The organism is Microcoleus sp. S1D4, from assembly GCF_036700765.1.
In the GTDB taxonomy this organism is placed as follows: Bacteria; Cyanobacteriota; Cyanobacteriia; order Cyanobacteriales; family Microcoleaceae; genus Microcoleus.
Genome location: NZ_JAUBPP010000048.1, coordinates 1 through 13,959 on the forward strand (window position 1 = coordinate 1; position 13,959 = coordinate 13,959).

Here is a 13,959-nt window from a genome sequence, read left to right on the forward strand (position 1 = left end):
TTCATATATGGGTTTCCTTTGGGAAAGGAGGTTCGTGCTACGGAGGCGGTGATTTCTGGAATCGATGACCAGTCGCGTGGGTGAAGAGTCATAATAAATTATTTAATATGGTGGATGATTACACAATCATTCTGCCTATTCAGGACGGCGATATCTGAGGGGTTAAACCCCTCAGACATTCACCAACAGTCTCTTTCAACCGCATCTACACAAACGAAGTCTGCCTCCGCAGACTGAAGATTAGATAATTTTATTTTAACCACTCATTCTTCAACCCGCGGAGGCGGGTTTTGTTTGTGTAGCCGCGAATTCCATTCGCCTGGTCTTATTTTCACTGAGATAATTCTTCAACCCGCGGAGGCGGGTTTTGTTTGTGTAGCCGCGAATTCCATTCGCCTGGTCTTATTCTCACTCCGCTATTTTAGGGTTTTGTTTGTGTAGCCGCGAATTCCATTCGCCCGGTCTTATTCTCACGAATTCCATTCGCCCGGTCTTATTTGCCCTCCGAAAATGTCAAAACAAACGCTAGATTTTCTTCAGCTTTCAAAGCGTGGGGCGCTCGTGCAGGCATGAATACAAATACTCCCGGTTCCAAAACTATATCCTTACCTTCGAGGGTCAAAACTCCTTTTCCTGCCACTACATTTATTGTGGCATTTCGCGCTGAATGGTGTTCTGAAATGTCCGAACCTGCTGCCAAACAAAGTAAAGTATGCTGACAATTATTGTCTTTGACTAAAATTTTAGTCAGCACTCCGGTGGCGGGATATTCGATTGTCTCTCTGAGTTGGATTGATGAAGATTGTAGCGGTAAAATGGTAGCAGTCATAACTTTTTACTCCGTTAAAATTGTTTTTGAGCACAGATGATGATATAGCCTAAATCCTCTTGGTAGTGCTGGAAAACTCGACGCATTGCTAAGATGCGATCGCGAATTTGCGATCGGCTTAAAACATTCCACAAAATCCGCGCAGTACCCACAAACCCTTCGTCATCAAGCATTCGCCGCAAGTTGAGAAGTCCCATCCCCCCGGTTTGACACTTTTCTAATTGCAAACCCGCGTTTTGACAAACAGCAATCCAGCCCGACTCAGACAAAGGTGTTGAATTAACCCTAATCACTTCTGATAAAGCTTTGTGAATTTCTGATTCTCGGTTTCTGGCTAAAAGTTCGTGAGACAAAAACTTGCCACCTGGTTTTAGCCGATCGCCAATTCCTGATAAAATCTTTGCTTTCCCCGACGGCGACTGCATCGTCAGGATAGCTTCAGCCAACACCCAATCAAACTCTTGGGTAATCCGATCCAAGTGCAAAATATCTCCTTCGATAATTTCCACTCGATCGCTCAAACCCGCTGCTGCAACGTTAGCACGGGCCCGCGCCACACTGTCGGGATTTTTTTCAACTCCCACTACTTTTACACCAAAACGTTCTGCAAGGGCGATCGAGCTATATCCAAAACTCGCCGCCAACTCCAAAACAGTATCCCCAGGCTTAAAATCCGCCAATTCTAATAACATTTCTGTAGCAGCTTTTCCCCCCGGCCTCAGCATTGTCTTACCAGCCGCAGCCAGCACTACATGGCCCGGCGCAGTCTTAAAATTGAGAGTAGTATCGGTCATTGACTTGAACTCCTATTTAAGCTTACCCTCAGCTTGCCAGATTCTCCCAAATCTGTCTATGAGCTAACTCATATTCAAATTATTGTAAGGTGCGTCAATCTCCTGTATTTTTGAAAATTATCCCAAAAATTTCGAGAGGCTGACGCACCCTACAATAGCGGGAACTCACCTAATTAATTAGGAAAGTCCCAGTTGCAATTGATCTCACTAGCTGCACCGCTAATCCTAGGATTTGGGCAATAAACCAGCACCCAAATTCAATGCTATCCGATTTTAATTAGCTACAGGGCTGAAGAGATTTTCTTGTTTAAATAATGCGATCGATTGCAGACTATCGGAATCAGCATCCCAAAGAATGAACTTGAAACAATCAGGTATCTCCCGAATTGTCAGAATTCTGGAATTACCAAGCAGGTGAATATTAGCATTGTGACACGCCTGAAGATTGTAATTGGGGATACGCTCAGACAGATGATGAATATTGTGGTAAGCAATATCAGCCGAAAACCAGTTGAGAATAGTTGGTAATTTTAGGTAACTACTGCCTTCAATTGCACCCATAAGGTAGTCCCAACCCTCTGTTTTATGAGCATAGGAACCCTCAAAATTATGCTGGACAAAGAAAATACAGATAAATATCGCTGCCGAACAGGTCATGACAATTGAGTAAACACTCCAGAAAAAGCCAACCCCAAGTAAGTTGCTGAGATAAATCCAGCTACCAACAACACAAATATTGTTGAATAGTAAATCCCAAAATTCAGCCGTAGTATACCAATGTTTGGATTTATAAGAAGCAATGATTGCAGATAAACCCATCCCAAAATCTTTATTGAGACAAGCAAACATATGTCCTATAAAACCACTGATTCCCAAGATCAGCGCTAATCTGGGCTTAATAATTAGATAGAAAAAACCACCAGGAAACAGCATCAATGGATGTCTGAGTAACTGATACATCTTTTGACCAAATGGACTTAGCGCCGCAAATTGTTCGGTGGATATCAACGCCGAAGGGCCTCGGTACATATCCCAATTACCATTGTGTTTGTGGTGATAAGCGTGTCCCCTCGACCAGGGGTACTGAGGAATCGCATTGATGATACCTAGCAAAAAACCCACGGTGCGATTGACATTTTTGGAACTAAACAGAGAATAATGTCCGCAGTCGTGCATCAAAGAGAAACAACGGCCCGAAAAAAGTGTCATTAACACGATTATCGGTGGCAGAAGCCATACAGAAATTGCAGCAGCTTTAAATGCTAAAAACCCTAAAAATGTATAGGGAATTACTGTATTTAAGATTTGCCAAGTAGCTTTGAAGTTGTTGCTCTTCATATAAGGAGATAGCACAAAATCCGACTTTTTGATCGCGCTTTTCATTCAGTATGTTTCTAGTGTGGATAAGTGCTGAACAGAGAATTAGAATGGGGTATTTTGCCCTTGTAAAAAGTTAATGGCAGTTTTATTTTAACCCATGCTTAATAAACCTGCTGATAATATTGAGTTCATTGTCTTCTCATTTGGCTTGTATCGTACAGTTGAAATTCACCCCAACACTGACGTACTTGGTCATAACAATCAACCGGAGGAATCGCCAACCGTTGCAGCAAATCGATTTCTATTTGACCGTCACCTGTTAGCAGTATAATAATTTCTTGGGTGGGATTGTAGGTGGCAATGATTTGAAGTAAATTTGAGATAGCGGATGGCTCTAATTCGAGTCGTCGTAGATAATCTGTTACTGATAATTCAGTGATGAATTGCAAGTAATGCGGAATTGTATCAACCTGCCAATTCACAGGTGTATTGACGGGCAGACTTACATCACAAACCGCCATACCTCGACCAACGGTTAAAAATCCATTCCAAGCTGTGTATCCAATTGTCAGCATATTTTGGTGTATGAACTGATTCTGCCAATAGCCAAAGCTACCTTGCCGCTTGTTATCTTCAACTTGCATTGGCTTGATCCCCCAGCACTTTAGCATATTTCACCATATTTTTCAGCGAGGGAACAGTCTGAAATAAAGCATCTGTCTCTGATTTCCCACTCGCAAATGCTGCCAGGGCCTTCTTAATTTCTAGGTTTTTACCAATCCGAGGATATCTCAATGTCTCAGCTATAATCGTCATAACTCAACTTACTTCAATGATTAAATTTGTGAAAATTGACAGCAAAAATATACTGAGGTTGAGTAAAAACCCTTACAAAGTATGATGATTTTACTGTAGAATAGCGACAGACTACAGGGAAATAGTTAGCGATTGGTGGACGATCGCCTTTTATTCACAGTTACGCAGAAACTATTACCGACTAAAATCTATTAGGGAGCGGTGAAATTATATCAATATCGTTCTAAGTCAATAGATCGATCGCCATCATAGATCAATTTTGAGAAAGTCGAATAAACCATCATCTATGCCTCGTAGACGAAAAAGAACAGGTTTGCGATCGGCGGGCCTTCTGACTAAGAGACTCTATAATCTCATCACAGTTGCGGGACAGCGCCGGATTTACGCCGGACTTTCCCCGTTTCTTCCAACGGTTGCTTTTCGTTGGAACCGATTTTTGCACATCCATCAGGTTATCACAATTATGACTTGTTTGCATAAAAAACTGTGAAACGTGCCACCAGCGCCACAAATCGCTACTGTTTAGGCGCCAAGCTGTAACTCGATCGCACTCTCAAACATTCAGCGAGTCCCATCTTTTTATCCGTTGGGAGGGTGATGCGGGCGATCTCAGTTTTGAATTTGTGCGAGCTTAAGAGCTCGCGAGTTGTACAATACGCTAGCTCTTAAGCTCGCACGCTCAATAAAAAAATGCTTTTTGCAAAACCGAGATGCTCGCGATCGTTCTTTGTGTTCGGAGCTCTGACTTGCTACAATTTAGTCGCACGTAACTACAAGGGATTATGACCGAACTATTAGATGAGACGCTTTCTATAGAAATCGCCACTCGCATCAAAAGCAACCGCAAAAACTGCTTTGATAACGCTTCCAAAGCAGCATTAACCACCGAAGGCGCGGTCTACGTCCAAGGATTTTTAGCTGCACCCGGATCACCTTACAAACCCATCGAGTATAGCTGGATTGAACTCAACGATCGAATTGTTGACCCAACTTTTCCGCATCTCGGCTTCAGCGCTCAAGACATTCATTACTTCCCAGCCCAGCGATGGAGCGTTAAGAAGCTCAAAGCAATTTTAGATGAATCAAAAGAAGATTATCCAGAAGATGACCCGCTACCGGTTTACGGAAATCAACCCTATGAATATTACGGCGATGTCATGTTAGGCGGTAAAGATTACCAAAATGCTTACGATTTGGCTGCGCTTAAATGCAGGGAATTGAACCTACCCAAAAAAACGGAATTGAACTAATTCAGGACTTACTAAAAAATGGTTTTATATCAAATTTGGTAGCATCGGAACGATTAAACCGCGAAGACTCTGATAGCGCGTAAGAAAGACGTACATCTTCTGATTTCTCTGACTTCGCGTTTTTAGCGTCTTCGCGGTTCATTCGATCTTACCACCTATTAGTTATCATTCTGATACAACCGAATTTGATATTACACACTTACAACGGCTGACAGAAATTAAGTTTGCAGCATTCGGTTCCTGCGAACCGACTTTATAAATCAGGAAAATGCAAATCTAGAATAATTAAAAGCAGACAATAACGGATCTAACTTTTGTTCCAACATCAAATCAGCTAACAATTTAGCCGTCACCGGAGCCAACAAAATACCGTTGCGATAATGCCCCGTCGCCAGTGTCAAATTCTCCCAAGCACTCGCACCTAAAATCGGCAACTCATCAGTCGTAGCAGGCCGAAATCCCCACCATAACTCCAGAATTGGATAATTTTGTAATTCGGGATATAACTGCATAGCTCCTGCTAGCAAGCTTTGGATTCCCGCCGCAGTATTTCCCGAAGTAAAATCCACATTTTCGCTAGTTGCACCAATAATAATTCTCCCATCTTGACGCGGCACAATATAAATACCGGTGCCAAATAAAACTGTTTGCAGCGGCTGAATGATTCCACAATTTTCTGGGACGCATACTGACAGCATTTGCCCCTTTCTGGGAAAAATAGGAACATTTAACAACTGCTCAGACCAAGCTCCAGTCGCCAAAACATAACGATCAGCTTGCAATTTTCCTACCGTTGTTTCAATACCAAAAATTCGATCTTGCTGCCTAATAATTTGCCCTGCACTGCCTTGAATAATATTAATTTGCAATTCTTTGGTTGCAGTCTGAAGTGTCCGAAATAAAGCGCGGTTGTCTACTTGAGCATCGTCAGGATACCACCAACCACCAATTACTTCTTCACCCAATCCTAACTGCTGCTGGCGAACAGCATCTCTGTCCAACCATTGAGAGTTGAGGTTTGACAAAAATGGCTGTTCTTGAAACTCATTTTTACACACAGGCGCGAGAATTCCCGATCGCCAATATCCCGTTTTCAATCCAGTCATCTCTTCTAGCCGTTCCACCCAGGCTGCATACAGGGCGCGACTTTGCAAGCACAAATCTAGCATCGGACTGGGGGGAATCCGTTCGGCTTGGGGGGCGAGCATTCCGGCTGCAGCCCGCGCCGTCGGTTGTTTAGAATTGGTGGTGAGAACGGCGACAGATGCCCCTCGCAACTTCAGTTCAACTGCTAGGGAAAGACCGATGATTCCGCCGCCAATAATCAGAATATCTTGAGATGAATTCATTGACTTTTATGTGGACTTTCTGGCTGGTTTTACCTCTGGGTCTTAGGGTATTTTTTATTGACCGCAGATCAAAAGTAGATAAACACAGATAAACGCAGATGCTTTTTAAGATTGTTTATGACTTTGCTAATGCAAATGTCTTGAGAATTTTTGGGCAAGTCTTACATATTATCTTGCAAGCCGATCGGGCGATCGGCCTTTTTTCACAAAAAATCTATGCTTGCGGTTTCCAGACAGTTTCCGAGCCCTGACCCCAAAAACCATCATATTTTGTCACCTTAATATCGCCTAAAACCTTAGTTTGGCAGGACAAACGGCGGTTCGATGCGGGAGAATGGGGAGGAAGCGAAAGTCGGGCTTTTTCGCGCCACTCGGGCTCGGAAACTTCACCCTCGATGCTGACGGCGCAGGTGCCGCAAGTGCCTAGCCCGTGGCAGTTGATGACTTTGGCGTTACCATTGTAGAGATCGATGCCGTTTTTGAGCAAAACTTCACGGAGATTCGATTCGCGATCGCACTCAAATGTTTTTCCTTGCGCTTGTACCTTAACCACAGCAATTACCCCAATTAGATTTATGTTAATTTTCCTATATATTATCGCATTTATTTCAAATAAATTCATCTAATATAATAAGTCATATATTACCAATTTCTCTCTCCAAACTCCCCATGACAAATCGGCTCTGGATCTACGATACCACACTGCGAGACGGCGCTCAGTGCGAGGGACTGTCTCTATCTCTCGAAGACAAACTGCGAATTGCCCGTCAGTTAGACAGTTTAGGAATTCCCTTTATCGAAGGCGGCTGGCCGGGAGCTAATCCTAAAGACGTACAGTTTTTTTGGCGGCTCAAAGAAGAGCCACTAACTCAAGCAGAAGTTGTAGCTTTTTGTTCCACTAGGCGGCCGGGAAGAACCGCAGCTAATGATGAAATGTTGCAGCCTATTTTGTCAGCCGGTACTCGGTGGGTAACGCTGTTTGGTAAATCGTGGGATTTGCACGTTATTGAAGGTTTGAAAACGACCCTAGATGAAAATTTGGCGATGATTCGAGATACCGTTGAATATTTGCGGAGTCAGGGAAGGCGCGTTATTTACGATGCCGAACACTGGTTTGACGGCTACAAACACAATCCCGATTATGCTCTTCAAACTTTAGCAGCGGCGGCGGATGCCGGTGCAGAATGGCTGGTGCTTTGCGATACTAACGGCGGCACTTTACCCCACGAAGTAACTCAAGTAGTTCGCGATGTCTTAGCATTTTTAGCAACAAAAAGTACAACATTTTTACACCTAGGAATTCACACTCACAACGACTCTGGAGTTGCGGTTGCTAATGCTTTAGCTGCTGTGCAGGAAGGCGTGAAGATGGTGCAGGGAACTATTAACGGTTACGGCGAACGCTGCGGCAATGCCGATTTGTGTTCTTTGATTCCTAATTTTCAGCTTAAATTGGGTTATAATTGCATTCAAGACGAGCAATTAGTTAAATTAACTCAAGCCAGCCGATCGATCAGCGAAATTGTCAACCTTGCTCCCGATGACCGTGCTCCTTTTGTCGGTCTTTCGGCTTTTGCTCACAAGGGCGGCATTCACGTATCGGCTGTTGAAAAAAATCCGTTAACTTACGAACACTTGGAACCAGAAAAGATTGGTAATATACGGCGAATTGTGATTTCTGATCAAGCTGGTTTGAGCAATGTTTTGGCGAAGGCCCGCACTTTTGGAATTGAACTCGATCGCAAAAATCCTGCTTGTCGCCAAATTCTGGAAAAATTAAAAGCTTTGGAAAGTCAAGGATATCAATTTGAAGGTGCTGAGGCAAGTTTTGAATTGTTAATGCGGGAGGCTTTGTCACAGCGCCAGCGGTGGTTTGAAATTAAGGGATTTCAAGTACACTGCGATAAGGTTGGCGAAGATTGTACGGCTTTAGCAACTGTCAAATTGTCAGTCAACGGTACAAATATTCTGGAATGTGCGGAAGGAAACGGCCCGGTTTCCGCTTTGGATTCGGCTTTGCGGAAAGCTTTGGTGAATTTTTATCCGGCGATTGCACATTTTTATCTGACAGATTACAAAGTGCGAATTCTCGACTCTGGTGCGGGTACTTCTGCTAAAACGCGCGTTTTATTGGAATCGAGCAACCGCCAGCAGCGGTGGACAACTGTAGGGGTTTCTACGAATATTTTGGATGCTTCTTGTCAGGCGGTTGTTGAAGGTTTGGAGTACGGTTTAGTGCTGGACAATCAAGAGGCGATTCCCCTAGTTTGTCGGGTTCATTAACTAAGAAGATTGGGCGGTGAGATAAAATACCGGGCGGTTTCTAACCGCCGTTTTATCTACTACAATTTTGTTTAAGGATGCAAAAACTCTAAATGATCTCCGGGAACAGATCGCAATCTAGCCGCCGATCCTTGCACTTTCAACCTGCCGCGTTCTAACATGATAATCCAATCGGCGCGATCGATCACTCGCGGCCTGTGACTGATAAAAATCGTGGTTTTCCCGTGCCGGTACATCAGCAAATTTTCCAAAACTTCCGCCTCGCTGGCGGGATCTAGCCCTGCGGTAGATTCGTCTAAAATCAATACGGGCGGGTTGTTGAGAAGGGCGCGGGCGATCGCCAATCTCTGTCTTTGTCCCCCAGAAATATTCGCTCCAAACTCCCCTAAAACAGTTTGATACTTATCAGGTAATTGGCTGATAAACTCATCAGCCCCCGCAAGTTTACACACTTTCACAATCTGTTCAAAGCTAGCATCTGGACTCCCCAAACGAAAATTATCTATAATCGAACGGCTCCAAAAATGCGCTTCTTGAGGAACTAAAACCACCTGCTGTCTGAGACTGTCTAGAGACAAATCTTGCAAATTGTAGCCGCCAATTCTCACATTACCAGATTGCAGCGGATACAAACCAGCAATTACCTTAGCAAGCGTACTTTTTCCGCAGCCGGAATAGCCGATTAAAGCAATTGCTTGACCCCCAGGAAACGTCACAGAAAAATTTTCCAGCAAGTCAAGTCTACCGGGATAGTGAAAATTCACATTCTTGCAAACAATCTCATCGCGACCTTGAATCGTGACCGCAGGTTTATTACTATCATTCTTAGTTTCCGGTGCAGCATCAATCACTTCTGAAAGCCGTTGAGTTGCTGTCTTAACGCGAGTCATTTCATCACTAAATCCGACCAAAGAATTTACCCAAGTAGTAACGTTTTGATTCATGCTGATAAACGCCAGCAACTGACCGATACTCAATACCTTGTCAATCACCAAACCGCTGCCCAACCACAGCAAAGTAATGCCGCCCGCAGAAGCAATAAAACCAGAAAAAATATTATTGAGGATGCCAATTTGTGTAGTGCGAAAAGTGAGATTTGCTAAGCGACCAAAGCGGCTTTGAAATTCCTCCCAAAGTTGCTGGGCACTGCTAGTAGTTTTTACAGTCAGCGCGCCTTTAAACGTTTCGACTAAAACGCCTTGAGTTTCTGCTTCCAGCACAAATAAATTCCTCGTCTTTTGCTGCAATACTGGCAGAAAGACTACTGTAGATGCAGTCATTAATAGAGCGATCGCTGTTGCAGCCAACGTTAGTTGCGGGCTGTAAAACAACATAAAAATAAAAGAAACTACCGCTATAAAAAATTGACTGGGCAAGCTGATAGCTACTTGAGAAACTAATTTATTTATTTCTTGGATATCTTGTAATCTACTGACGATTTCGCCGCTGCGTCTGGTTTCGTAAAAGCTCAAAGGCAAGCGCAGAAATTTGCGCCCAAACTCCATCACCAATCCTAACTCTAAACGCTGGGAAAATTGAGCAATTAAGTTTGACTCAACTAATCCTAAACTGCTGCTAAAAAAATTCATAATTATAACTGCGATCGCCACACTTGCCAAAAGTTGCGTGTCGCCCCGCACCAGGATGTCGTCGGTGAGCAGTTGAACTAAAAAAGGCGACGAAATCGACAGCAAACCCAACACTACATTCATCAACAATGCTTCGATTAAAATGTGGCGGTAAATCCCAACCCGGCGCATCCATTTTTGTAAGGAATTGGCGGGCGGTTGACCGTCTGCTTCTGCAAAAAACCGCTCTGGATCTGGGTCTACTAGCAAGCACAGCCAATCTGTCCAACCCGCTGCTAATTCTTCTTTAGAAACATAGCGCAGACCAATGGCGGGATCTGCGATCGCATATTTATTGCCCTGTTTTCCGTACAAAACAACCCAATGATACCCGCTCCAGTGAATAATGGCCGGCAAAGGTGCTTCATCAATTTTGTCTAAAATAGCTGCTGCTGCTCGCACCGATCGAGCATTAAAGCCGATCGCCTCAGCCCCCTGTTTCAAGCCCAGTAAAGTCGTCCCCTTTTGACCGGTACCGGCAAATTCTCGCAAGCGGCTAATTGTAAAATTCTGTCCGTAATATTTGGCGATAGAAGCCAAACAAGCCGCCCCGCAATCTTCTTCGCTTTGCTGGAGAACAACCTGATATTTCTTAAACCTGTTTACTTGTCCGAATAATGGCATTTTGCCGATCAAAGGAATATTCTTTAACATTTGGCGAATTGAATAATGAGTAGAGCATAATGAACACTACTCCTCACCCACTACCCAATCAGCAAAAAGCACCCATAAAGTTATGGGTGCTTTTCAATCAAGAGTTAGAGAGCTGAATTCACAGCCCTAAACTTTATGAGTAGCCGTAGCGGACTACTCTTCTGAAGGAACCGTCGCAATTCCGGCGGTACACTACCCAACTGCGGCGGCGTCCGCGGTTACAGTCGTTGTAGTTATTATTGGCATAATAGTAACCGCCGTTGACGCTAGCTGATTCTTCTGGGGTGAGTTCAGCAAACAGTGAATTTTCCTTAGTGTCTTTCATGATTTGACTCCTTTCAAGGTTAAAAGTTTTTAACAGAAACTAGAAATTATTTAAAATTTCTACAGCCTCGCTTAAATAAAGCACCATGAAATTATGGGTGCTTTCTCGATCGACAGTTAGAGAGCTGAATTCACAGCCCTAAACTTTATGAGTAGCCGTAGCGGACTACTCTTCTGAAGGAACCGTCACAATTCCGGCGGTACACTACCCAACTGCGGCGGCGTCCGCGGTTATAGTCGTTGTAGTTATTATTGGCATAATAGTAACCGCCGTTGACGCTAGCTGATTCTTCTGGGGTGAGTTCAGCAAACAGTGAATTTTCCTTAGTGTCTTTCATGATTTGACTCCTTTTAATTTGACAAGATGGAACGAGAACTATAAGTTTTATAAGTTTTATATAGCCTCGTGTAATTACTAACTAATAGTTCTTGAAGTGCTGTGCGAGTTCCGGAATGTTACTGAGATATTTTCCAAATTTCTTTCGATCGCGCTACCAGACTCACCTATCTAGACTATTAGGGTTTTGTAAGGGCGCGATCGGTTCGGATCGTACAGATACAACTGGTTCGGCTGCGGCATGAAAAACAGCATATTGAGGTCATTGCTGCTGTTTTCGCTCCCGCTGTTGCTGTTATTACTGCTGACACCGCTGGTAGGGCTGCCACCGCTGACAGTAGCCGATTCTCGTTCGGTGAGCTCGGTAAAGAATGAATTTTGTTGATTTTCCGGCATGAGGAACTCCTATTAATACCTATGTACTTACTTACGTACATCTCCCCAAAAAACCGGGTAACAGCGCCAAAAATCATTACTGAAATATCCTAGTTTCATGAATGTTGCCCGCTTTGTCCACCATTCTTGATGTTTGGGGAAATTTGCGGGTGGGGACAGCAAAGCTGTGCGGATTTTGACCTTAACCCCGTGAATTTTGATTTATATAGTCATGGACGCACTCCTTGTCAGACACCGGGTTTTTTGACGAAAATCTTTGGTTGCAGCCCGCAGACTCGATCGAAAACCCAGTTTCTTCGGGCTTAATTGGTAAGCCGTATTAGACTTCTCAACCTATCCTTGGTATCCGGAAAACGGAAAATCAATATGACAAAAAAAATAAACGATCGCTCTCTTCCTTTTCATTTTACTATTTGAAATGAGAGATGAAAACATTGAAAATAACGGATTTTATAAGGGTTTAGAGCTTGTATACAGTTGCATTGTTTTTTAGAACTGGTATCAAAACTCAAAACTATCCTCCTCCCCCCCAACTCAAAGCTCAAAGCTCAAAATTATTCCTCTCACCCCAGCACCCACCATGTCTCTCACTCCCGAACCCACACCCGCTGAAACCTTTAATAACGACCAGTTTTTGCCCCCTGTCAGCCGTTGGACAAGTTTGGGGGGAATTTTGATGGTGGCCACCTTTGGCGGGGCGATCGCCCTGGCTAGTGTCACCAAATACAGCGCCACAGTCAAAGCAGAGGCGATCGTCCGTCCCGCCGGAGAAGTGCGCGTCGTGGAAGCGGCCACCGAAGGAACCGTCGAAAGCATTGCTGTCAGCGAAAATCAGACAGTGAAAGCCGGAGATACGATCGCAGTTGTAGACGGTTCGCGTTTGGGAACTCAAAACAAGCAATTCCAAGACATTATTAATCAGTCTCAAGCAGCAGCACAGCAAATCAACCAGCAACTGCGCGACTTGGAAAATCAAATTTTGGCCAGCGCCCAACTTAAAAGCACCCAAAACGGAAGTTCCGCCGAACAGGAATTAGTCGAATCCGCTTTAGTCAAAATCGCCGCATCGCTGCCGGATGTTGCCGAGAAACTGGGTAGAAGTCGGCGGGTTTTGCTCGTCAAGCGATCGACCATCCAACAACAATTGACTCAAGCTAAAAAACAGCTAAATCAAGTTGAGTCACAACTCAAAAATAGTGTGATCCGCGCCCCCGCTGATGGTACAATTCTCAAATTGGAAGTACAAAATACCGGTCAAACCGTACAAGCCGGCAGCGCGATCGCCCAAATCGTCCCCAGCGACGTACCCCTGGTAGTCAAAGCCAAAGTCACATCCCAAGACATCGCCCGCATCCAAATCGGTCAACCCGTACAGATCAGGATTTCGGCTTTACCCTTCCCCGACTACGGCACATTGAAAGGAACAGTCAGCGAAATCGCCCCAGATGCGATCGCCCCTCAAAATCCCGCCAATAATTCAGGTGGATCTTATTACGAAGTTTCGATTAAGCCAGAACAAACCTATTTAACAAAACTCCAATCCACCAGCCGTCAATTCTTCGGAAATTCCCAGGTAAATGTCCCCCGCCAGTATTCAATTCAATCGGGAATGGAGGGCAGAGCCGATATTATTACGGGCCAACAAACAGTCCTCACATTTATTTTACGTAAAGCCAGGTTGCTGACAGATTTGTAATTAGTCATTAGTTATTTTGAGACTGCGGTTGAAACCGTACACTCTTCAACCCGCGAAGGCGGGTTTTGTTTGTGTAGACGCGGTTTCAAGAGACTGTTGGCGAATGTATGAGGGTGACACCCCTCCTACATCGCCCTCATCAACAGGCAGAATGATTGTGGGTAGTAATAAATATGTAGTGAGATTTAATTACAGTAATTGAATACATCAATACTTCGGACAGTTTTTAAGCAGCAAGAGTACCATAGGATAGGACTGACGAGAGGTTAGGGTGATTTAAAAT

Annotated in this window: 14 protein-coding genes and 1 riboswitch; of the genes, 3 read left to right on the forward strand and 11 right to left on the reverse strand. The window is 44.1% G+C overall.

The genetic code is table 11. The features are described from left to right. Window positions 1-493: 493 nt before the first annotated feature. The 5 genes from QT998_RS26865 to QT998_RS26885 all read right to left on the reverse strand — a co-directional run bounded on the left by QT998_RS26865 (window position 494) and on the right by QT998_RS26885 (window position 3,759). A complete protein-coding gene (locus tag QT998_RS26865) occupies window positions 494-829 on the reverse strand; it encodes a cupin domain-containing protein (protein WP_333093507.1) in 336 nt (111 codons plus the stop codon). Window positions 830-843: 14 nt separating this feature from the next. Continuing rightward, a complete protein-coding gene (locus tag QT998_RS26870; RefSeq protein ID WP_333093508.1) occupies window positions 844-1,623 on the reverse strand; it encodes an SAM-dependent methyltransferase in 780 nt (259 codons plus the stop codon). 273 nt (window positions 1,624-1,896) lie between these two features. Continuing rightward, window positions 1,897-3,006 carry a fatty acid desaturase gene (locus tag QT998_RS26875; protein WP_333118856.1) on the reverse strand — a complete coding sequence of 370 codons (1,110 nt, stop codon included), beginning with the start codon at window positions 3,004-3,006 and terminating at the stop codon, window positions 1,897-1,899. Window positions 3,007-3,131: 125 nt separating this feature from the next. Beyond that, window positions 3,132-3,587: a hypothetical protein gene (locus QT998_RS26880; RefSeq protein ID WP_194066972.1), complete on the reverse strand. Its 456-nt coding sequence runs from the start codon at window positions 3,585-3,587 to the stop codon at window positions 3,132-3,134. Continuing rightward, window positions 3,577-3,759, reverse strand: coding sequence for a hypothetical protein (locus QT998_RS26885; protein WP_333118857.1), 183 nt, complete (start codon window positions 3,757-3,759; stop codon window positions 3,577-3,579). The genes QT998_RS26880 and QT998_RS26885 overlap by 11 nt, the downstream gene beginning before the upstream one ends. A gap of 304 nt (window positions 3,760-4,063) precedes the next feature. Next, window positions 4,064-4,208, reverse strand: a riboswitch (cobalamin riboswitch). A 333-nt stretch (window positions 4,209-4,541) separates the two neighbouring features. On the opposite strand from QT998_RS26885, the gene QT998_RS26890 reads away from it, so the two are divergent. Continuing rightward, window positions 4,542-5,009 (forward strand): hypothetical protein, encoded by a 468-nt coding sequence (locus tag QT998_RS26890; RefSeq protein ID WP_333093512.1) that lies wholly within the window; start codon window positions 4,542-4,544, stop codon window positions 5,007-5,009. A gap of 260 nt (window positions 5,010-5,269) precedes the next feature. Here QT998_RS26890 and thiO read toward each other — a convergent pair whose 3' ends face one another. Beyond that, a complete protein-coding gene (gene thiO / locus QT998_RS26895) occupies window positions 5,270-6,358 on the reverse strand; it encodes a glycine oxidase ThiO (protein ID WP_333118858.1) in 1,089 nt (362 codons plus the stop codon). Between the two features lie 214 nt (window positions 6,359-6,572). After that, window positions 6,573-6,911 carry a 2Fe-2S iron-sulfur cluster-binding protein gene (locus tag QT998_RS26900; RefSeq protein ID WP_194066975.1) on the reverse strand — a complete coding sequence of 113 codons (339 nt, stop codon included), beginning with the start codon at window positions 6,909-6,911 and terminating at the stop codon, window positions 6,573-6,575. Between the two features lie 116 nt (window positions 6,912-7,027). Between QT998_RS26900 and cimA the strand changes: the two genes are divergently transcribed. Next, a complete protein-coding gene (gene cimA / locus QT998_RS26905) occupies window positions 7,028-8,641 on the forward strand; it encodes a citramalate synthase (protein WP_333118860.1) in 1,614 nt (537 codons plus the stop codon). A 71-nt stretch (window positions 8,642-8,712) separates the two neighbouring features. Here cimA and QT998_RS26910 read toward each other — a convergent pair whose 3' ends face one another. The 4 genes from QT998_RS26910 to QT998_RS26925 form a co-directional block, all read right to left on the reverse strand. Continuing rightward, window positions 8,713-10,923, reverse strand: a complete 2,211-nt coding sequence (locus tag QT998_RS26910; protein ID WP_333118861.1) for a peptidase domain-containing ABC transporter — start codon at window positions 10,921-10,923, stop codon at window positions 8,713-8,715. A gap of 133 nt (window positions 10,924-11,056) precedes the next feature. Next, window positions 11,057-11,248 (reverse strand): hypothetical protein, encoded by a 192-nt coding sequence (locus QT998_RS26915; RefSeq protein WP_333093517.1) that lies wholly within the window; start codon window positions 11,246-11,248, stop codon window positions 11,057-11,059. A 145-nt stretch (window positions 11,249-11,393) separates the two neighbouring features. Next, window positions 11,394-11,585 (reverse strand): hypothetical protein, encoded by a 192-nt coding sequence (locus QT998_RS26920; protein WP_333093518.1) that lies wholly within the window; start codon window positions 11,583-11,585, stop codon window positions 11,394-11,396. Window positions 11,586-11,755: 170 nt separating this feature from the next. After that, window positions 11,756-11,980 (reverse strand): secretion protein HlyD, encoded by a 225-nt coding sequence (locus QT998_RS26925; protein WP_194065364.1) that lies wholly within the window; start codon window positions 11,978-11,980, stop codon window positions 11,756-11,758. A 580-nt stretch (window positions 11,981-12,560) separates the two neighbouring features. On the opposite strand from QT998_RS26925, the gene QT998_RS26930 reads away from it, so the two are divergent. Further along, window positions 12,561-13,676, forward strand: a complete 1,116-nt coding sequence (locus tag QT998_RS26930; protein ID WP_333093519.1) for an HlyD family secretion protein — start codon at window positions 12,561-12,563, stop codon at window positions 13,674-13,676. The last annotated feature ends 283 nt before the right edge of the window (window positions 13,677-13,959 follow it).

Coding starts and splice junctions, on each gene's coding strand:
- QT998_RS26865 (WP_333093507.1), bottom strand. CDS start 829: ATGACTGCTACCATTTTACCGCTACAATCTTCATCAATCCAACTCAGA.
- QT998_RS26870 (WP_333093508.1), bottom strand. CDS start 1,623: ATGACCGATACTACTCTCAATTTTAAGACTGCGCCGGGCCATGTAGTG.
- QT998_RS26875 (WP_333118856.1), bottom strand. CDS start 3,006: ATGAAAAGCGCGATCAAAAAGTCGGATTTTGTGCTATCTCCTTATATG.
- QT998_RS26880 (WP_194066972.1), bottom strand. CDS start 3,587: ATGCAAGTTGAAGATAACAAGCGGCAAGGTAGCTTTGGCTATTGGCAG.
- QT998_RS26885 (WP_333118857.1), bottom strand. CDS start 3,759: ATGACGATTATAGCTGAGACATTGAGATATCCTCGGATTGGTAAAAAC.
- QT998_RS26890 (WP_333093512.1), top strand. CDS start 4,542: ATGACCGAACTATTAGATGAGACGCTTTCTATAGAAATCGCCACTCGC.
- thiO (WP_333118858.1), bottom strand. CDS start 6,358: ATGAATTCATCTCAAGATATTCTGATTATTGGCGGCGGAATCATCGGT.
- cimA (WP_333118860.1), top strand. CDS start 7,028: ATGACAAATCGGCTCTGGATCTACGATACCACACTGCGAGACGGCGCT.
- QT998_RS26910 (WP_333118861.1), bottom strand. CDS start 10,923: ATGTTAAAGAATATTCCTTTGATCGGCAAAATGCCATTATTCGGACAA.
- QT998_RS26915 (WP_333093517.1), bottom strand. CDS start 11,248: ATGAAAGACACTAAGGAAAATTCACTGTTTGCTGAACTCACCCCAGAA.
- QT998_RS26920 (WP_333093518.1), bottom strand. CDS start 11,585: ATGAAAGACACTAAGGAAAATTCACTGTTTGCTGAACTCACCCCAGAA.
- QT998_RS26925 (WP_194065364.1), bottom strand. CDS start 11,980: ATGCCGGAAAATCAACAAAATTCATTCTTTACCGAGCTCACCGAACGA.
- QT998_RS26930 (WP_333093519.1), top strand. CDS start 12,561: ATGTCTCTCACTCCCGAACCCACACCCGCTGAAACCTTTAATAACGAC.